Raw genomic sequence first — 19,000 nt, 5'->3', positions numbered from 1 at the left:
AGGAACGCATGAACAACGCAGTGAACGACGGGGTCTGGTCCGGCAGCTGGGTCGCCGAGCGACTCGGGGTCGGACTCCAGGGCGACGACGGCCGGGGCGGCGAGGAACTGCGGGCCATGCTGGGCCTCGCCCTGCGCCGCAACCCCAAGCGGGCCCATCTGCTGGTCTCCCATGTGCTCGGCAAGCACGTACCGCAGACACCTTCGGTGGTGTACGGCCATGGGGTGCGGCTCGGCCGGAGGGTGCACGCGCTGCTCGGCCCCGAGGAGACGGCCCGCGCGGTCGTCCTCGGGTACGCGGAGACCGCGACGGGACTGGGGCACGCGGTGGCCGACGGGCTCGGCACGGCGCCGTATCTGCACTCCACGCGCCGTCCGGTCGCCGGGGTGGCCCCCGCGGGCGGGTTCGAGGAGTCGCACTCCCACGCCACCTCGCATCTGCTGCTGCCCTCGGATCCCGCGCTGCTGGCCGGGCACGGGCCGCTGGTGCTGGTGGACGACGAGTTCTCCACCGGGAACACGGTGCTGAACACGATCCGCGATCTGCACGCCCGCTATCCGCGCAAGCGGTACGTGGTGGTCGCGCTGGTGGACATGCGGTCGGCGCAGGACGTCCGGCGGCTGGAGGAGTTCGCGGCGGAGATCGGGGCGCGGGTGGATCTCGTCGCCGCGGTCTCGGGCACGGTGGTGCTTCCGGCGGACGTCCTGGAGAAGGGGCAGGAGCTGGTGGGCCGCCATGAGGCGGCCGGTCGCGCCCATGCGGAGCCACGGCAGGTCGCGCCCCGCGCCCCCAGGACCGTGGACCTCGGCTGGCCCGCCGGACTTCCCGACGGCGGCCGGCACGGCTTCACCCCCGGCCACCGCGCCCGCCTCGAAGCCGCCCTCCCCGCGATGGCCGGCCGCATATCCGACGCCCTGCCCGCCGATGCCCGCAGCGTCCTGGTCCTCGGCTTCGAGGAGCTGATGTACGCCCCCCTGCGGCTCGCCGGTGAGCTGGAGCGCACGCTGGACGGCGAGGTGCGGTTCTCCACCACCACGCGGTCGCCCGTGCTCGCGGTGGACGACCCGGGGTACGCGATCCGCAGCCGTATCGTCTTCCCGGCGCACGACGACCCGGCCGACGGGCCGGGCGAGCGGTACGCCTACAACGTGGCGGGCGGCGGATTCGACGCCGTCGTCGCCGTGGTCGACTCGGCAGGCGACACCCCCGCGCTGCACGCGCCGGACGGCCTGCTCGCGCGGCTCGCCGAGCAGGTGCCGCACGTACTGCTCGCGGTCGTCCCCTCCTACGTCCCCGCGCCCCCGGGCGCTCCCGAAAGGCCGGCCATGCTGCCCGAGCCCCTCCGCGGCCCCGCATTCTCCTCGTACCCGCCCGAGGAGGTCGGCTGGCTGCTCCAGGACCTCTCCGACGTCACCCTGGAGGCGCCGACCGAGGAGCGCGAGGAGGCCATCCAGAGCGGCGGAGCGCACTACGCCGAGTCGCTGCCGGTGGAGTACCAGCCCAGCGCGCAGTACCAGGAGCTGTTCCACGCGGCCCTCGACACCTCGGCCGCGCGGATCGCCCGCGCCGTCGGCGTGGTCACCGAGACGGTCCTCGCCGAGCGGTCGCCGCGCCCGGTGCTGGTGTCGCTGGCCCGCGCCGGGACCCCGGTCGGGGTGCTGATGCGTCGCTGGGCGCGCTTCCGGCACGGCCTCGAACTGCCGAACTACGCCGTGTCGATCGTGCGCGGCCGGGGCATCGACGCCAACGCGCTGCGCTGGCTCGCCGCCCATCACGACCCCAGGGACGTCGTGTTCGTGGACGGCTGGACGGGCAAGGGCGCCATCACCCGTGAACTCGCCCGTGCCGTCGAGGAGTTCGAGAAGGCGGAGGGCGTCAGCGGCTTCGACCCGGAGATCGCCGTACTCGCCGACCCGGGCTCCTGCGTGCGCACCTACGGCACCCGCGAGGACTTCCTCATCCCCTCCGCCTGCCTCAACTCGACCGTCTCCGGGCTGATCTCCCGTACGGTCCTGCGCGCCGACCTGGTCGGTCCCGACGACTTCCACGGCGCGAAGTTCTACCGTGAACTCGCCGGCGCCGATGTCTCCGTGGCCTTCCTCGACGCCGTCGAGGCACGCTTCCGTGAGGTCACCGAGGACGTGGCGGAGGCGGTCAAGGAACTGCTGGCCGAGGACCGCACACCGACCTGGGCGGGCTGGCGGGCCGTCGAGCGGATCAGCGAGGAGTACGGCATCCACGACGTCAACCTCGTCAAGCCGGGCGTCGGCGAGACCACCCGGGTGCTGCTGCGCCGGGTGCCCTGGAAGATCCTCGCGCACAAGGGCGCGGGCGCCGACCTGGACCATGTCCGGCTGCTCGCCCGGCAGCGCGGGGTGCCGGTCGAGGAGGTGGACGAACTGCCGTACACCTGTGTCGGGTTGATCCACCCCCAGTACACGCGCGGGGCGACCGGCGCCGACGGAAAGGCCGTGAACGTCTGATGCCGGTGCTGGTGGCGAGCGATCTCGACCGTACGCTGATCTACTCCTCGGCGGCCCTCGCGCTGACCATGCCGGACGCCCGCGCGCCCCGGCTGCTGTGCGTGGAGGTGCACGAGAGCAGACCGCTGTCGTACATGACCGAGACGGCGGCGCAGTTGCTGACCGAGCTCGGGGACGCGGCCGTGTTCGTGCCGACCACGACCCGGACCCGCAAGCAGTACCAGCGCATCAATCTGCCGGGCCCGCAGCCCGCGTTCGCGATCTGCGCCAACGGCGGCCATCTGCTGGTCGACGGTGTCACCGACACCGACTGGCACGCCCGGGTGCTGGCCCGGCTCGCCGACGAGTGCGCGCCGCTGGCCGAGGTCCAGGAGCAGCTGACGCGGACGGCCGACCCGGTGTGGCTGCGCAAGCAGCGGGTCGCCGAGGACCTGTTCGCCTATCTCGTGGTCGAGCGCGAGCTGCTGCCCCCGGAGTGGGTGAAGGAGTTCGCCGCCTGGGCCGAGAACCGCGGCTGGACCGTCTCCCTCCAGGGCCGCAAGCTCTACGCCGTACCGAAGCCGCTCACCAAGAGCGCCGCCGTCCACGAGGTGGCCCGGCGCACCGGCGCGGAGCTGACCCTGGCCGCCGGTGACTCGCTGCTGGACGCCGACCTCCTGCTGGCCGCGGACCGGGGCTGGCGACCGGGCCACGGCGAACTGGCGGAGACGGAGTGGCTGGCGCCGCGGATCAGCGCGCTGCCGGAGCGGGGAGTCCTGGCGGGGGAGCGGATCTTGCGGGAGTTCCTGCGAGGGGCCAAGCAGCAGTGCCCCTGAAAGGGGCGCGGGGAACTACGCGATCGGCAACCACGGCGCGGCACCTGGGGGACTACCCGCAGCAGCCCCCGCCACAGCACCCTCCACCACCACTGGATGCCGGAGCCGATGAGCTGCCGCCCACCGCCACCGCGGACAGCAGCTTCACCGTGTCCGCGTGGCCGGCGGGGCATTCCGCCGGTGCCGCCGACTCCGACATCGGCCGGCTCAGTTCGAACGTGTCGCCGCAGCTCCGGCAGCGGTATTCATAGCGAGGCATGAGCACAGCGTAACCGTGGGGGCAAACGTGGCGTCTCAATGTTTGATGAGTGTTGGGATACACCCGGTACTCGTGCGGAGGAATCGAAAACTTCGCTGATAACTTGTGAACGCCGTTGCGAGGACGCTCAGCTCACCGCGCGAGCAGGAGCGAGTGCGGAGGGGAGACGCATAGTGACCGATGCGTCGCAAGGGGAGGGCCGTTCCGGCCGGGGCGAGCAGCCGCTCGACGCCGACCGGACCCTGCATCTGAGAGTGGACGCTCTCAGGGCCGACGAGACGATGCAGTTGCGCGTGCCCGCGCCGCCCGAGCCGCCGTCCGGCGGCGGACGGGCCGAGCGCAGGCGCAGCGCGCGCCCCTCCGCACGGGAGCGCGCGGGGAGCGTGACGGCCCGAATACTGGGCCTGCTGGCGCCACTGACGCGCCGGCTCGCGCCGTACCTGCGCCCGCTCGCGCCCTACGCACGGCGCCTCAAGCCCGCCTACCCCCGCCCCGGCCGCAGCGGCTGGCGGCGCTGGATGCCCTCCTGGCGGCAGTGGCTCGGCGGCACCCTCGCCTCCTTCGGCCTGCTCAGCGCCTTCCTGGTGACCGCCTACGCGCTCACCGACATACCGAGCGACCTGAACTCGTACGCCACCCAGCAGGACAACGTCTACTTCTGGTCCGACGGCACCCCGATGGCCCGTACGGGCTGGGTGCAGCGCCAGGCGATGCCCCTGAAGGACATCCCCCCGGACGTCCGCTGGGCGGTGCTCGCCGCGGAGAACGAGACCTTCTACTCCGACCCCGGAATTTCCGTGAAGGGCATCAGCCGCGCCCTGTTCCGCACCGTGGGAGAGGGGGACACCCAGGGCGGTTCCACTATTACTCAGCAGTACGTGAAGAACGTCTATCTGAACCAGAACCAGACCGTCAGCCGTAAGTTCACCGAGGCGATGATCTCGCTCAAGCTCGACAACAAGATGAGCAAGGACAAGATCCTCCAGGGCTATCTCAACACCAGCTGGTTCGGCCGCGGCACCTACGGCATCCAGCGCGCCTCCCAGGCCTACTACGGCAAGGACGTCAGCAAGCTCAACGTGTCCGAGGCGGCCATGCTCGCCGGGCTGCTCAAGGGCGCGGGCCTGTACGACCCCACCCTGAGCAAGGCCAACCACCAGCGGGCCGAGGAACGCTGGTCCTGGATCCTCGACCGCATGGTCAAGATCCACAAGCTGACGCCGGCCCAGCGCGCCCAGTACAAGACGTTTCCCGAGCCGCTGAAGTCCAACCCGCTGTACAACACCGGCGAGCAGAGCGACTACCTGGTGGAGCTGGCCTCCCAGTACGCCAAGAAGTCCGCGCACCTGACCGACCAGCAGTTCGACCTCGGCGGCTACCAGATCTACACCACCTTCGACCGCAAGCGGGAGAAGGCACTCACCGACGCCGTCACCAAGGCCCGCAAAAAGGCCAAGCAGGACAACCCCGACGCCGCGAAGAACGGCCACTACGGGGCCGCCTCCGTCGCCACCGACGGCCGGATCCTCGCCGTCTACGGCGGCCCCGACCACCGCACCCAGGGCTACAACGAGTCCAACGCGACCACCGTCCCGGCCGGCACCGCCTTCCTGCCCTTCGTCTACGCCGCCGGGCTCGAACACGGCGTCCACAAGACACGCGGCGGGCCCGCCACCCCGGTCACCCCGGACAGCGTCTACGACGGCGACGACGCCGTGCCCGTCACCACCCCCGAGGGCCCCTACTGGGACCGCAGCGGCAAGAAGGTCTCCGCACACAACGACGGCAACAAGTCGTACGGCGAGATCACCCTGCGCGAGGCCCTCGCCAAATCGGTCAACACCCCGTTCATGCAGCTCGGCATGGACACCGGCCTCGGCCAGGTCCGCCAGACCGCCCAGGCCTCCGGACTGCTGTCCAACAGCATCGGCCCCCAGGTGCCCACCCTCTCGCTCGGCAGCTCCACGCCCAGCGCCATCCGGATGGCCAGCGGATACGCCACCTTCGCGGCCGAGGGCACCCACACGGAGCCGTACTCGGTGCGCCGTATCACCCGCAACGGCGCCCCCGTCGCCCTGGCCACCCCGCGCCCCACCCGCGCGATCGGCCCCGAGGTCGCGAAGGACGTCGACCAGGCGCTCACCGACTCCTTCCGCGCCGCCCACCCCGGCGTCACCGCCCCGGACGCGGCGGGCAAGGCCGGGACCGCCGACCAGGGCACCACCGACGAGGACGACACGGGCCTGAACACCGCCGCCTGGTACGCCGGCACGGCCGACTCCGTGTCCACGGCGGTCGTCGTCTACCGCATGGACCTGGCCAAGTCCCTGGAACCGCTACCCCTGAAGGGCCTCGCGGGCACCTCGCCGGACACCGTGCCCTACGCCCTCTGGTCGGCCGCCATGGGCCTGGACTGACCGCCCGGGCCCCGAACCCTCGACCACACGGAGATTGAGCCGCGCATGTCTCGCAAGAAGCAACAGACGGGCCGGGGACGGCGTCGCGCCCCCGGCCGCCGCCGCGTCCCCGCCGCCACCCGCCCGCAGATCTTCACGCTCGCCGCCTTCCTCGTCGTGGCCTCCCTGGTGGCCGGCTACCTCGCCCTGAGCCGCCCCGACGACACCACGCCCACCGCCGCCTCCGGCAAGGGCGGCAAAGCGGGCGGCCCCGCGCCCTCCCCGACCGCCACCTGGGACGGCAAGACCCACGTCCTCGGCGACGGCTCCACCTCCGACACCGGACCGCAGAAGGGCACCCTGAAGCCCGTACCGCTCAAACCCGGTGAGAAGCCGCCCCAGTTCGTCGTCTTCTCCTGGGACGGCGCCCTGGAGGGCGACGACCATCTCTTCTCGCACTACCGGGAGATGGCCAAGGAGTACAACGCCCACATGACCTTCTTCCTCACCGGCATCTACCTGCTGCCCAAGAGCAAGAAGGACCTCTACCACGGCCCGATGCACGAGGCCGGCGACGCCGCCATCGACTACCCCACCGACGAGCACATCCGCACCACCCTGGAACAGCTCCGCCTCGCCTACGAGCAGGGCAACGACATCGGCACCCACTTCAACGGCCACTTCTGCGGCGCCAAGGGCGGCGGCGACTGGAGCGTCCAGCAGTGGAAGAGCGAGATCGACCAGTTCTACTCCTTTGTGGAGAACTGGAAGACAAACACCGGATACACCGACATCCCGCCCCTGCCCTTCGACTTCAAGCAGGAGGTCACCGGCGGCCGCGCGCCCTGCCTGGAGGGCCAGCCCAACCTGCTGAAGGCCATCAAGAGCTACGGCTGGCGCTACGACGCCAGCTCCCCGGGCGACTTCCAGATATGGCCCGCCAAGAAGGACGGCGTCTGGGACTTCCCGCTCCAGATGCTCCCGTACGAGAACGGCAAGTTCCAGGGCCTGTCCATGGACTTCAACTTCCTCTACAACCAGTCCAACGGCGAGACGGACGGCGACCCGGCCAAGTACGCGCAGTGGGAACAGCAGACGGTCGACTCCTACATGGCCGGCTTCAACCGCGTCTACTACGGCAGCCGCGCACCGCTGTTCATCGGCAACCACTTCGAGCACTGGAACGGCAGCATCTACATGAAGTCCATCGACCAGATCATCCCGAAGATCTGCACCAAGAAGGGCGTCAAGTGCGTCTCCTTCAAGGAACTCGCTGACTGGATGGACGTCCAGAAGCCCTCGACACTGGCCGCGCTGCGCAGCCTCGACCCCGCCCAGTCCCCGGACTGGTCCACCGTCGTCAAATGACATAAACGCAGGCCAGGTTCCACTTGTGCAACCCCCTTCACACGCGCCCCGGAAGCCATGCGAAGATGCCCCCTCCCGGTAGGTGTACCGGCATAGAGGGGAACATCATTGAAGTCAAGAAGACTCAGCCGTAAGGGGCGTCGCACCACCATCGTCGGGGCCTCCGCCGCCGCCGTGGTCGCCGGAGTGGCGCTCATACCCAACTGGAGCGCGGGCGCGGCGGTCACCAACGACCCGACCGTGGACGCGGCCACCAAGGCGACCTTCCAGAAGCTCGCCGACGCGGTCTTCACCGACCGCACCCAGGCGCTGGTGGACGGCTCCACCAGCGCCCGCACCCAGCACACCAAGGGCTTCCACGGCTCCGTCCGCCTCTCCGGCGGCCAGAGCCACCAGCAGTCCTCCGCCCTCGGCCAGCTGCGCGCCCGCAAGGACCGCCTCGCCAAGCTGGGCGAGAAGTACAGCGCCGGCAGCACCTCGGTGACGCTCGACGCCACCGAGGTACACGGGCACAGCGCCAAGGTCGCCGTCACCGAGACCACGTCGCTGACCTACAAGCCGGGCACCACCTCGGCCAAGGGCCCCAAGACCACGGGATTCCAGGCCCACCACGAGCTGACCTTCCAGGCCGGCCGGCACGGGGACTGGCAGCTCACGGGCATCAAGGACACGGACGACGGCTACCTCGCCGTCAACCAGGTCGAAACGCCCTCCGTGCCCAAGGACAACACCTCGGCGTCGCCCTCGCCCTCGTCCTCCTCCGACGACGGCCCGCCCACCGCGCCCCGCGCGGCCATCAGCTACCCGGCACCGGCGAACCCCAAGAAGCTCACCGGGGGTACGTACGACTACAAGGCGATGGTCACGTACGCGCAGAAGTACTGGAACCACTACAACACCGCGTACCCGAACTACAACGGCGAGGGCGCCGGCGGCGACTGCACCAACTTCGTCAGCCAGGTGCTCAAGGCGGGCGGCTGGAAGCACGTCCCCGGCTACACCGACGACTACACCAAGTGGTTCGGCACCGCCGACATCCAGTCCGACTCCTTCGTCGGCGTCAACGAGTTCTCCTGGTTCGCGCTGTCCTCCAAGCGCGTCACCCCGCTCGCCAACGTGTACCAGGCGGACCTCGGTGACGTGATCCAGATGGACTTCGACCGGGACGGGTCCAAGGACCACACCATGGTCGTCACCTACCGGGACGCCTCCGGCGTGCCGTACGTGACGTACCACTCCACCAACACCTACAACAGGTCGGTGGCCAGCCTGGTCGCGTCCTACCCGACGGCGTACTACTACGCCTACAGGACCTGACCGCGCCGGTCCTGCCGCCCCGGGCCCTCCTGCTCCTGCGGAGCGGCCTCGGGGTGGCGGGCCCGCCAGTACGGATTGTCGTGCGGCAGCGCGTGACCGACCCGGCCGTACATCCCGAAGGTCATCAGCAGCAGCCCCACCACAAAGCTGAACAGCACATTTTGGATCCTGAACGCCAGGAAGTTGTCCGGAGTGTCCAGCAGGGCCAGGAACAGGAACCCGTTCAGCAGGAACAGGATGCCCAGCACCATGTTCAGCGTGGACGCGACGTTCCCCCCGATCACCATGCCGACCAGCAACAGCGCGCCGATGCAGATCGACAGCACACTGAGCGTGCCGTTCGTGTTCAGACCGGCGACCGTCGCACCGCCGATGTCGAAGAACCCGATGTGGTTGATCAGACCCAGGATGCCGAAGACGACGAGGAACGCGCCGATCAGCCCCGCACCGATCCGGTACACCAGATTCAGCCGGTGATCGACGGGGAGATGCTGATCGAACCGGATCCGCTGCTTGTCGTGCGTATGCGCTGCGTGCGTGGCCATCTCGGCCTCCCTCGGGGCGCTGGCGGCGGCCATCCATCCCAGAACGTGGCTCTCATAAATATCCGCCCGAACCGGGTCACCCGGCAACATGACGACCCGCCGCGGCCTCAGTGCGCGACGCCCCCGCGCTCCTCCCGGATCCGCGCCACCACCTGCGCCGCCGCCTGCCGCACCGCGTCCGTCTCGGTCAGGAAGTGCCAGTAGTCCGGATGCCGGCCGCCCTCAAGACCCGCGACCGCCCGGTCCAGCCGCGTCACCGCGTCGTCCAGCGGCCGGGCATGACGCGGATCCGGCGTCGCCCGCCCCGTCATCGCCAGCCGCTGCGCGTCCCGGATCGCGAACCGCGTCCGCTCGATCTCCGCCTGCGGATCCTTCTGCACCGCGTTCAGCCGCGCCAGCCGGTCACCGGCGGCCGAGACCGCGTCGTCCGTCGCGTTCAGCAGCGCCCGCACCGTCGACAGCAGCGAGGTCGCCTCCGCCCAGCGCTGCGCGTCCCGCGCCGCCTTCGCCTCGGCCAGCTTCCGCTCGGCCTGCCGTACGTTCTCCCCCGCCTGGGCCGGTACCTGCTGGAGGTCCTGCCAGCACGCCGCCGTGAACCGCCGCCGCAACTCGCTGAGCACCGGATCCACCTGCCCGGCCCGCGTGGTCAGCGCCTGCGCGCGGGTCCGCAGCGAGACCAGCCGGTGGTCGATCTCGGCCGCCTTCTCCGGCAGCCCCTCGGCCTCCGCCCGGATCGCCCCGGCCTCCCGCTGCACCCGCTCGGCCCGCTCCAGCGTCTGCTGCACCCCGTGCTGCCCCGCGCCCTGGTTCAGCTTCGTCAGCTCGGGCGCCAGCGCGGCCAGCCGGCCCGCGAGGTCATCGGCGCGCAGCCCCTGCTCCCGGACGCCGTCCAGCGCGTTGCTCGCGGCCAGCAGCGCCTGGCGGGCCCGCTCCACGGCGGGCGCCACCCGGGCGAGCAGCGTCTCGGCCGAACCCAGCAGCGGACCGAGCGAGCCGCCGAAGCGCTCCAGCTCCTGCTTGACCCGCACCAGCTCGTCCCGCGCCGCCGTCAGCTCGGCGCGCGCCCGTGTCGCAGCCGAAGCCTCCAGGTCGGCCCGGTCCAGATCATGGGCGTCGACCGCCTGGATGTACCGCCGGCTGACCTCGTCGATCCGCCGGCCGAGGCCCTCGAAGTCCGAGGCGGCACGCCGGGCGGCGGGGGAGTCGTCGACCGCCGTGATGGTCTCGATGGAGATCCGCAGATCCCGTTGCGCGGTGTCCAGTTCGTAGAACGCGGCCGCCGCCGCGTCCTTCGCCTCCTGCGCCTGCGCCCGCTGGCTCTCCGCCCGCCCGCCGAACCAGCGCCGGGTGCCACCGCCCGCGAAGGCGGCGGGCAGCGCGAGCACGACGAGCGCCGGCAGGCTCATCAGGGTGAGGGTGTCGCGGAGCGCGGCGGTGGCCCCATGCCGGGTCCTCGCGGTGGACGACGGTGGGTACGGCTGTGTCACTGGCGTGCCCGGTCTCGCCGTCACATCCCTCTCCCGTGCTGTGGTCCGCCCTGGGTGGTGCCATTCTCCCACCCCGTACAGACGAACACACGGGCCCGTCAGTTCACCGTCCGGGCTGTGACCTTTCCGTCGGCGGAGTCGCCGATCACGCGGTGCCCGCTGCACGGATCCGCCCGTTGCTGCCGGGCATGCGGCTCGCGCCCGGCGCACCGAGCCGTCCGAATCCACGGTGAGCGTTCGGGTTTGCCGTGCACCGGCTCGGGCAAGGTAGGCTGTCGACTCGACCTGGGCAGTGCCCGGGACACGGGTGCGTAGCTCAGGGGTAGAGCGCCTGCCTTACAAGCAGGATGTCGGCGGTTCGAAACCGTCCGCGCCCACCGATGGGGAGAGCCCCCGGCCGAATGTGGCCGGGGGCTCTTTGTGTTGGGGCTGGGCCGTGGCCCGGGTGGGGTGGGTGGTGAAGGCGGTGACCAGGAGGGCCAGGGCGGCGATGTAGGTGGTCATGCAGAGGGTGGAGCGGCCGGGGAAGTCGAGGCCCGCGGCGCCCAGGCCGATCAGGGAGTCGGAGGCGACGAAGACCAGGCCGCCCCAGAGGGCCTTGGGGCCGAGGACGCGGGCGGTCAGGGCCATGGTGAGCAGGGCGAGGGCGTAGCCGGCCACGGCGGAGCCCAGGGCTGGTCCGAGGGTGGGGGCGAGGGCGGCGACGGCGGCGGCCCAGACCGCGAGGTAGGCGGCGCAGACCGCGCGGCGGGTGCGCAGATGGCCGAGGGCGCCGGCGCGCAGGAAGGCCGTGATCCAGCAGAGCTGGGCGCCCAGGAAGAGGGCGAGGCCGGTGCCGAAGGCCGGGGTGCCGGGGATCAGCAGGGCGATGTCCCCGGCGGCGGCGAGCAGCAGCCCGGTCAGGACGTAGGCGTGCCGGGTGCCGGTCAGGCGCCACAGGTGGGCGGCCAGGAGCGGGGCCAGGAGAGGCTTGGCGACCCACTCCACGGCGTGCCTCCCGGTCGCCACCCCGATGAGTTCGACGACGCACAGCACCGCGAAGACCACGATCAGCGGCGACGTCCCGGCCGTCCGCGCCGGACGCTGGAGAGCCGGTCGTGGGCCGCCTCGCTCCGGTATATGTCCCTCAGCCATGGCGATCAGAGTGGAGGCACCGGGGGTGGTGGTCAACTGGTTGGACCAGATTGATCGTTACGAGTTTCCGGGGGCCCCGGGAGCCTTTTCCTCGTGGACGTGCTTCAGGCGGCTGCGGGCCTGCATGCGCTGTTCGGCCGCGACCTCGGCCCAGAAGCGGTGGGTGCTGATGAACACCGCGAGCTCGTGTTCGCGGCGGCGGAGCTTCTCCACCTCGGCCTGTTCGTCGGCCGTCCAGCCCGGGGAGGCGGGGCGCTCCACCTTGCGCCAGCCGTTGTCGTCACTGAAGCCGTCGACCGGCTCGACCGACCAGGGCAGTCGCCTGAGCAGGGCCGACAGCTCGGCCCTGACCTGGTGCAGCTCCTCCTGGCCGGCGAGGAGGTCACTGGGGAATTCATAGGTCGTAGCCACGCCGCAATGCTACGCCTGTTCGATTTACGGTTGCGAGGTCGATCGAGAGGTTCATCCGAACGGGTGTTCATCGACAGGGGCGGCCCCCGCGGTGGGGCTCGTGAGGATGATCAGCTGCTGAGTGGCCCTGGTCATCGCCACATAACGGTCCACGGCGCCCGCCACGCCCTCCCCGAAACGCTCGGGATCCACCAGTACCACCAGATCGAACTCCAGGCCCTTCGACAGGCCGGGGGACAGCGAGCGGACCCGGGGGCTCGACGGGCGGAAGGCCGGGTCTCCGATGACGCAGACGGTCCCCTCGGGGTGCGCGGCGAGCCAGTCGTCGAGGACCGCGGTCAGGTCGGCCGCCGAACCGCGGCCCACCGGCAGGCCGTTGCCGCGGATCGAGGTCGGCACATTGGCGTCCGGCAGCGCGGCCCTTACGACCGGCTCGGCCTCCGCCATGATCTCCTTCGGCGTACGGTAGTTGACGGTCAGACCGGCCAACTCGATCCGGCCGAAGCCGATTCGGGCGAGCCGCTCCTGCCAGGACTCGGTGAATCCGTGCCGGGCCTGGGCGCGGTCGCCGACGATGGTGAAGCTGCGCGACGGGCACCGCGACAGCAGCATCTGCCATTCCGCGTCGGTGAGTTCCTGCGCCTCGTCCACCACGATGTGCGCGAACGGCCCCGCGAGCGCGTCCGGTTCGGCGGTGGGCAGCACCGTCTCGTCGATCAGGGCGTCCCGCAGATCCTGTCCGTGCAGCATCGTCACCGCGCCCTCGCCGTCGTGGTCGGCCTGGAGCATGTTGTCGATGACGCCGGCCATCCGCGCGTGTTCCGCGGCGACCGCGGCCTTGCGCCGGCGTTCGCGCACCGCCGCCTTCGGGTCGCCGAGCCGCTGCCGTGCCGCGTCCAGGAACGGCAGGTCGGACACCGTCCAGGCCTGCGCGTCCGCGCGCCGCAGCAGTCGTACCTCCGCCGGGGTGAGCCAGGGGGCGCACAGCCGCAGATACGCCGGTACCGACCAGAGGTCGCCGACGAGGTCGGCCGCCTCCAGCAGGGGCCAGGAGCGGTCGAAGGCCGTGCGCAGCTCCCGGTCGCCCGCGAGCGACCTGCGCAGGAGTTCGGTGGGGGCGCCTTCGTGCCGATCGGCCAGGAGGGTGAGGAGCTCGTCCCAGACCTGTGCGCGTGCCTCGTTGTGCGGGGTGCCGGGCTCGGCCGAGTCGAACGCCGACTCCCAGTCGGAGACGGTCAGTTCCAGCTCGCCCCAGGGGGTGGTGACCTTCAACGGCTCGGTGGGCGGCTCCTCGTAGAACCGTACGGCCCGCTCGATCGCCCCCACCAGCCGTGCGGACGACTTCAGCCGGGCGACCTCGGGGTCGGGCTCGGTGCGCGCGGTGGCGCCCTCGGCGACGAGGTCCCGCAGGACGCAGGTCTGCACACCCTCCTCGCCGAGGCTCGGCAGCACATCGGCGACGTACGCCAGATACGGCCGGTGCGGGCCGACGAACAGCACCCCGCCGCGCCGGTGGCCGAGCCGCGGATCGGAGTAGAGGAGGTAGGCGGAGCGGTGCAGGGCGACGACCGTCTTGCCGGTGCCGGGGCCGCCGTCCACGACGAGGGCGCCGCGCGAGCCGGCCCGGATGATGGCGTCCTGGTCGGCCTGGATGGTGCCGAGCACATCGCGCATCCGCGGCGAGCGGTTGCCGCCCAGGCTCGCGATGAACGCCGACTGGTCGTCCAGCGCGGCATGCCCGTCCAGCGCGTCCGGGGCGAACACCTCGTCCCAGTAGTCGCGGACACGGCCGTCCGCCCAGCGGTATCTGCGGCGGCTCGCCAGGCCCATGGGATTGCCGTGGGTGGCGCCGAAGAAGGGCTCCGCGGCCGGGGAGCGCCAGTCCAGCAGCAGCCGGCGGCCGGTGTGGTCGGTCAGGCCGAGCCGGCCGACGTAGACGGGCTCGCCGGGGTGCTCGGCGCTCACCATGCGGCCGAGGCAGAGGTCGAGGCCGAAGCGGCGCAGGGCACGCAGGCGGGTGGTCAGCCGGTGCACCTCGGCGTCCCGGTCCAGCGCCTGCCGGCCCAGTCCGCCGGGGGCCCGGCGCTCCTGGTCGAGCTGGTCGGAGACCTCGGCGATGGTCCGCTCCAGGCATCGCGCGATCGCCGCGAAGTGCGCCTCGTCGGTGGCGATCAGCTCCGGGGCGGCCTTGGCGGAGAGGCGGTCGGGGAGATCGAAGGCGCTGGTGGCGGTGGACACGGGGAGGCTCCGGTTCAAGAAGGTTCAAGAAAGGGACGGGGAGAGAAGGGGTGCTCTCGGCTCCCCGATTCGGCGGCTTTTGGACCAGACGGGCGATTCTGCGGCATCAGGGGGGCCTTGCCGCAAGGCCCCCCATGCGCTATACGTTGAAAGTGGCAAGGAGTCCGGTGACGTCCTTGCCGCTATTTTTTCCATCCCGGCGCCTCCCGCGCTTCCCCCCTTTTTGTCTGTTTCTCCCGCGCCCCTCTCGCCGCACCGGCCGCGGCGCGAGACTGAAGGCATGTGCCGGAGTATCAAGACGCTGCGTCCGCCCGTGCTGCCCACCGAGGCCACGCAGGAGGACATCCACGCCGCCGCGCTGCAATACGTGCGCAAGGTCTCGGGCTTTCGTGCCCCCGCCACCCACAACCGCGAGGTCTTCGACGCCGCCGTGGCCGCCGTCGCCCGTGCCACGGCCGAACTGCTCGACGGTCTCGAGGTGCGCGGGCACGTGCCACGCGCTGTTACGGAAGCGGAAGAACGCCCGTAACACCACGCCCGTAGCGTCCCTCGTGGCGCCTTTCATGCGGTCGATCCGGTCGGCCAGGGCCAGTTTCGGTCATCTTTTCGTGTGCCCGGACGCGGGCCCATACGACCCTACATGCTGTCGGGTCAGGGGCAGGGCTCTCACCTGACGTGGAACGTTGGCCAAAACTTGAACTTGCAAGCACTGGTTAGGTACGCCTAACCTATACCCCTCATTCGGTACCGCCACCCCCATCGGTCCGCCTGTCCCCGGCGGGCTCGTCCGACACCGAGAGGGTCAACCTCCCATGCCTTCCGCTCGCCTCAACTCCGTACAGCCCTACGCTCTCGGGCTGTTCCGCATCGTCGTCGGCCTGCTCTTCACCGCGCACGGCGCCGCCTCGCTCTTCGGCGTCCTCGGCGGGGCCGTGGGCACCCATGGCGGCACCGTGGCCACCGGCACCTGGCCCGGCTGGTACGCGGCCGTGATCCAGCTGGTCGCCGGCGCCCTGGTGCTCGTCGGCCTCGGCACCCGCGGTGCCGCGCTGATCGCCTCCGGCTCGATGGCGTTCGCGTACTTCGACATCCACCAGCAGCACGCGCTGCTGCCCATCCAGAACGGCGGTGAGCCCGCGGTCATGTTCTGCTGGGCCTTCCTCCTGCTGGTCTTCACCGGCTCCGGCGCCTTCGGCCTCGACCGGCTCTTCGTCCGGCGCGCGGCGGCGCAGGGCGAGCGCGTCCCGGAGCAGGCCCCGATAGCCGTGTGACGGGACTCTCCCGCGTCGTCCCCACGGCGCCCCGCTCCGGCCCGGCCGGGGCGGGGCGCCGTACCGTTCGACCGGTTCCGTGGCCCCCCGCGCACCTCCTGTCACACCCTCGGCGTACGCTGTACGGCTGTCATCGGGGGAAGTAACAGGAGAAGACGTGTTCGAGAGCGTGGGGTCGCTGGCGGCCGGACCGTGGATCTATGCCGTGGTGTCCCTGTCCGTGCTGCTGGACGTGTTCCTGCCGGTGCTGCCGAGCGGTGTGCTCGTCATCACCGCGGGCACGGCGGCGGCCGCGGGCTCGGGCGCGGCGAGCGCGGCGACCGGCCGGGTCCCGCACGGGGTGCCGTCCCTGCTGGCCCTGGTCCTGCTGGCCGCGGCGGCCTCGGTCCTCGGCGATCTGGTGGCCTACCGGCTGGCCTGGCGGGGCGGGGAGCGGCTGGACCGCGCGATAGCCCGCTCCCGGCGGCTGACCACCGCGCAGGAACGTCTCGGTGGCGCGCTGGCCCGGGGCGGCGGCGCGCTCGTCGTCCTCGCCCGCTTCGCGCCCGCCGGGCGCTCGGTCGTCTCCTTCTGGGCCGGCGCCGCCCACCGCAGGGCCCGTGACTTCCTGCCCTGGTCCGCCCTCGCCGGTCTGTCCTGGGCCGCCTACAGCGTCGCCCTCGGCTACTTCGGCGCGCGCTGGCTCGGCGCCACCTGGCTGGCGACCGGGGTGTCCCTGGCCGCGCTGTTCGGGGCGGGCGCGGCGGCGGGCTTCCTGATGCGCAGGCAGCCCGCTTCCTGAGACCGCGGCCGCGCGCGGCATCGTCGTAGCAGTCGTAGCAGCCGTAGCAGCCGTACAGGCCCGCAACAGCCGGACAGGCAGCAACAGTTGCCACCGTCGTGACGGCGAAGAGCCCGGCCGGAGTCGATCCGGCCGGGCTCTCGCGCGTGGGGCTTCGGTCAGCAGCCCGAGAGGTCCTTCTGGAGCGCGGTCTTCTCCGCCGGGTCGACGGACAGGTTGTAGTAGTACTTCACCTGCACCCAGGCGCGGACGTACGTGCAGTCGTACGCGGTGCGGGACGGGATCCAGGTGGCCGGGTCCTGGTCGCCCTTGGACTGGTTGACGTTGTCCGTGACGGCGAGGAGCTGGGGGCGGGTGACGTCGTTGGCGAACGCCTGGCGCTGGGCGGTGGTCCACTTGCTCGCGCCGGAGTCCCAGGCCTCGGCCAGCGGCACGAGGTGGTCGATGTCCACGTCGGAGGCGGAGGTCCAGGTCGCGCCGTCGTACGGCGAGTACCAGCTGCCGCTGGTGGCGGTGCAGGCGGAGTTGGTGACGACGTTCGTGCCGTCCCGCTTGATGATGTACTCACGGGTGTTGCAGGTGCCCTCGATGGTGATCCACGTCGGGAACTTGTCGCGGCTGTAGCCGGTGCGGTCCTCGGCGGCGACGGTGAGCTGGGAGAGGTAGCTGCGGGCGGTGGACCCGGCGATCGGCGTGGGCAGGGCCGCGGAGGCGCTGGGGGAGTTGAACAGCGCGGCGGTGGCGATCAGGCCGGTGAGGCCGGCGAGTACGCTGAGACGTCCACGCGCGTAGAACTTGGGCATTGCTGAACTCCCTTGTGGGGGTGGGGTTTTGGGCCACGAGTCAGGGAATGCTCGCGACGAGGAGTTACCGGAGGGTGAGCGCCCGGTAAGAAGTTAGTGACATGCGCATGTCAATGCAAGGTTGAGGGGTGGACTTTGCCGTCCCGTATCATGGGGAGCGCAGAAGGGGAGTAGCTCTTCGCCGGACCGTCGACATACTGCTCAGCGAGCCTGAGCCGGCGCCCGGAGGCGGACCCTCGGTACCGCCAGCGAGACCTTCGGCAAAGCAGTGCACGTCCGCGCGAGAAGGTGCGGGCGCCGAGTGTGCTGCCGTGCCGAGGTGTCGTCGGAAGATGCAGCGCACTCTCGGTGGGGTGGCCCCGACCGATTGAGGACCCTTGATCAGCATCACCGTGACGGCGCTCGTCTTCGGCGTCATCTTCCTCGCCGAACTGCCGGACAAGACCGCGCTCGCCGGTCTCGTGCTCGGCACCCGCTATCGCGCCGGTTACGTCTTCGCGGGTGTCGCCGCGGCCTTCCTGGTGCATGTCGTGCTCGCGGTGGCCGCGGGCAGCGTGCTCACCCTGCTGCCCCAGCGGCTCGTGCACGCCATCACCGGTCTGCTCTTCCTCGGTGGCGCCGCGATGCTGCTGCTGCACAAGGAGGAGGGCGAGGAGGAGATCAGGAAGCCCGCCGACCAGTCCTTCTGGAAGGTGGCGGGGACGGGCTTCATGCTCATCCTGGTCGCCGAGTTCGGCGATCTCACCCAGATCATGACCGCCAACCTCGCCGCCCGCTACGACGATCCGATTTCCGTCGGCCTCGGCGCGGTGCTCGGTCTGTGGGCCGTCGCCGGACTCGGCATCGTGGGCGGAAAGGCCCTGATGAAGAAGGTTCCGCTGCGGCTGATCACACAGATCGCGGCGCTGCTGATGGTGGGCCTCGGCGCCTGGAGTCTGTACGAGGCGGTCGCGGGCTGAGCTGAACGTCAGGTGAATCATCGCGGGGGCGGTGGCGGGAATGCCGCCGGGTTTTGTACCGTAGGAGAACAAAGTGGCTCCCGCTCGTTTTCCCTGACCGGCGGGCGGGGCCGCCTTGTCCCTCCCCGCCGCGCCCGTGCGGGGCCTCTCGTTCCTGGAGCAACTGCCGATGACGGCCACCCCCACGCCCGCCCCCGCCGTCCTCGACGCCGGCGCCCTGCTGCTCGACATGGACGGCACCCTCGTCAACTCGGATGCCGTGGTCGAACGCGTCTGGCGGCGCTGGGCGGGACGGCACGGGCTGGACGGCGACGCCGTGATGAAGGTCGTCCACGGCCGCCAGGGGCACGCCACGATGGCCGCGCTGCTGCCCCAGCGGCCCGTGGAGCAGAACCTCGCCGAGAACGCGCGGATGCTCGCCGAGGAGACCGCGGACATGGACGGCGTGATCGAGATCGCCGGGGCCTCGGTCTTCCTCGCCGCGCTGCGTGATCTGCCGCACGCCCTGGTGACCTCGGCGGACGTCGGCCTGTCCACCGCCCGGATGAACGCGGCGGGACTCCCGCTGCCCGAGGTCCGGGTCACCGCCGAATCGGTCGGCGCGAGCAAGCCGGACCCCGAGGGCTTCCTCAAGGGCGCCGCCGAACTGGGCGTCGCCCCGGCCGAGTGCGTCGTCTTCGAGGACTCCGGCGCGGGGATCGAGGCGGGCCGGGCCGCGGGGATGGTCGTGGTG

Annotated in this window: 17 protein-coding genes and 1 tRNA gene; 11 read left to right on the top strand and 7 right to left on the bottom strand. The window is 71.2% G+C overall.

From position 1 onward, the window contains the following. Positions 1 to 8: 8 nt before the first annotated feature. Both CCN72_RS12930 and CCN72_RS12925 read left to right on the top strand, forming a co-directional pair. The gene (locus tag CCN72_RS12930; protein WP_167408674.1) at positions 9 to 2,483 is read left to right on the top strand and encodes a phosphoribosyltransferase; all 2,475 of its coding nucleotides are present in this window, start codon (positions 9 to 11) and stop codon (positions 2,481 to 2,483) included. Continuing rightward, positions 2,483 to 3,298 (top strand): HAD family hydrolase, encoded by an 816-nt coding sequence (locus CCN72_RS12925; RefSeq protein WP_086807649.1) that lies wholly within the window; start codon positions 2,483 to 2,485, stop codon positions 3,296 to 3,298. Before CCN72_RS12930 ends, CCN72_RS12925 begins: the two co-directional genes overlap by 1 nt. Before the next feature lie 52 nt (positions 3,299 to 3,350). Here CCN72_RS12925 and CCN72_RS12920 read toward each other — a convergent pair whose 3' ends face one another. Further along, a complete protein-coding gene (locus CCN72_RS12920) occupies positions 3,351 to 3,557 on the bottom strand; it encodes an FmdB family zinc ribbon protein (protein WP_086807658.1) in 207 nt (68 codons plus the stop codon). Positions 3,558 to 3,838: 281 nt separating this feature from the next. Here CCN72_RS12920 and CCN72_RS12915 point away from each other — a divergent pair, with 281 nt between their 5' ends. The 3 genes from CCN72_RS12915 to CCN72_RS12905 all read left to right on the top strand — a co-directional run bounded on the left by CCN72_RS12915 (position 3,839) and on the right by CCN72_RS12905 (position 8,638). After that, the gene (locus tag CCN72_RS12915) at positions 3,839 to 5,974 is read left to right on the top strand and encodes a transglycosylase domain-containing protein (RefSeq protein WP_086807657.1); all 2,136 of its coding nucleotides are present in this window, start codon (positions 3,839 to 3,841) and stop codon (positions 5,972 to 5,974) included. A gap of 45 nt (positions 5,975 to 6,019) precedes the next feature. After that, complete coding sequence (locus CCN72_RS12910; RefSeq protein ID WP_086807648.1) at positions 6,020 to 7,321, top strand: polysaccharide deacetylase family protein; 1,302 nt, start codon at positions 6,020 to 6,022, stop codon at positions 7,319 to 7,321. A 174-nt stretch (positions 7,322 to 7,495) separates the two neighbouring features. Next, complete coding sequence (locus tag CCN72_RS12905; protein WP_244174212.1) at positions 7,496 to 8,638, top strand: amidase domain-containing protein; 1,143 nt, start codon at positions 7,496 to 7,498, stop codon at positions 8,636 to 8,638. Here the strand turns inward: CCN72_RS12905 and CCN72_RS12900 are convergent. Beyond that, positions 8,626 to 9,183, bottom strand: coding sequence for a DUF4383 domain-containing protein (locus CCN72_RS12900; RefSeq protein WP_086807656.1), 558 nt, complete (start codon positions 9,181 to 9,183; stop codon positions 8,626 to 8,628). The two genes, CCN72_RS12905 and CCN72_RS12900, sit on opposite strands and share 13 nt — an antisense overlap. 107 nt (positions 9,184 to 9,290) lie before the next feature. Beyond that, positions 9,291 to 10,694: a coiled-coil domain-containing protein gene (locus tag CCN72_RS12895; RefSeq protein ID WP_086807646.1), complete on the bottom strand. Its 1,404-nt coding sequence runs from the start codon at positions 10,692 to 10,694 to the stop codon at positions 9,291 to 9,293. Positions 10,695 to 10,975: 281 nt separating this feature from the next. Between CCN72_RS12895 and CCN72_RS12890 the strand changes: the two genes are divergently transcribed. After that, positions 10,976 to 11,047: transfer RNA gene (locus CCN72_RS12890), tRNA-Val, on the top strand. On the opposite strand, the gene CCN72_RS41670 is transcribed toward CCN72_RS12890, so the two are convergent. Genes CCN72_RS41670 through helR form a run of 3 tightly spaced genes read right to left on the bottom strand, consistent with a single transcriptional unit; the run spans position 11,007 to position 14,453 of the window. Further along, positions 11,007 to 11,804, bottom strand: coding sequence for a lysoplasmalogenase family protein (locus CCN72_RS41670; RefSeq protein ID WP_086807655.1), 798 nt, complete (start codon positions 11,802 to 11,804; stop codon positions 11,007 to 11,009). The two genes, CCN72_RS12890 and CCN72_RS41670, sit on opposite strands and share 41 nt — an antisense overlap. Before the next feature lie 57 nt (positions 11,805 to 11,861). Further along, positions 11,862 to 12,215 (bottom strand): hypothetical protein, encoded by a 354-nt coding sequence (locus CCN72_RS12880; RefSeq protein WP_086807645.1) that lies wholly within the window; start codon positions 12,213 to 12,215, stop codon positions 11,862 to 11,864. A 51-nt stretch (positions 12,216 to 12,266) separates the two neighbouring features. Beyond that, entirely contained in the window at positions 12,267 to 14,453 is a 2,187-nt protein-coding gene (helR, locus tag CCN72_RS12875) for an RNA polymerase recycling motor ATPase HelR (RefSeq protein WP_086807644.1), read from the bottom strand. Positions 14,454 to 14,733: 280 nt separating this feature from the next. On the opposite strand from helR, the gene CCN72_RS12870 reads away from it, so the two are divergent. The 3 genes from CCN72_RS12870 (at position 14,734) to CCN72_RS12860 (ending at position 16,505) form a co-directional block, all read left to right on the top strand. Beyond that, complete coding sequence (locus CCN72_RS12870) at positions 14,734 to 14,982, top strand: DUF2277 domain-containing protein (RefSeq protein WP_086807643.1); 249 nt, start codon at positions 14,734 to 14,736, stop codon at positions 14,980 to 14,982. 283 nt (positions 14,983 to 15,265) lie between these two features. Beyond that, positions 15,266 to 15,724, top strand: a complete 459-nt coding sequence (locus CCN72_RS12865; RefSeq protein ID WP_086807642.1) for a DoxX family protein — start codon at positions 15,266 to 15,268, stop codon at positions 15,722 to 15,724. Between the two features lie 157 nt (positions 15,725 to 15,881). Further along, positions 15,882 to 16,505, top strand: a complete 624-nt coding sequence (locus tag CCN72_RS12860; RefSeq protein ID WP_085564526.1) for a DedA family protein — start codon at positions 15,882 to 15,884, stop codon at positions 16,503 to 16,505. Positions 16,506 to 16,663: 158 nt separating this feature from the next. On the opposite strand, the gene CCN72_RS12855 is transcribed toward CCN72_RS12860, so the two are convergent. Then, positions 16,664 to 17,308: an HNH endonuclease family protein gene (locus CCN72_RS12855; protein WP_086807641.1), complete on the bottom strand. Its 645-nt coding sequence runs from the start codon at positions 17,306 to 17,308 to the stop codon at positions 16,664 to 16,666. A gap of 377 nt (positions 17,309 to 17,685) precedes the next feature. Between CCN72_RS12855 and CCN72_RS12850 the strand changes: the two genes are divergently transcribed. Both CCN72_RS12850 and CCN72_RS12845 read left to right on the top strand, forming a co-directional pair. Beyond that, the gene (locus tag CCN72_RS12850) at positions 17,686 to 18,267 is read left to right on the top strand and encodes a TMEM165/GDT1 family protein (protein WP_086807640.1); all 582 of its coding nucleotides are present in this window, start codon (positions 17,686 to 17,688) and stop codon (positions 18,265 to 18,267) included. Between the two features lie 169 nt (positions 18,268 to 18,436). Then, the coding region (locus CCN72_RS12845) for an HAD-IA family hydrolase (protein WP_208637994.1) at positions 18,437 to 19,000 on the top strand (564 nt) is incomplete at its 3' end.

The organism is Streptomyces murinus (assembly GCF_002154555.1).
In the GTDB taxonomy this organism is placed as follows: domain Bacteria; phylum Actinomycetota; class Actinomycetes; order Streptomycetales; family Streptomycetaceae; genus Streptomyces; species Streptomyces murinus.
Note: the sequence above shows the minus strand (reverse complement) of the source record. Positions and strands in the feature narration are given on the sequence as shown.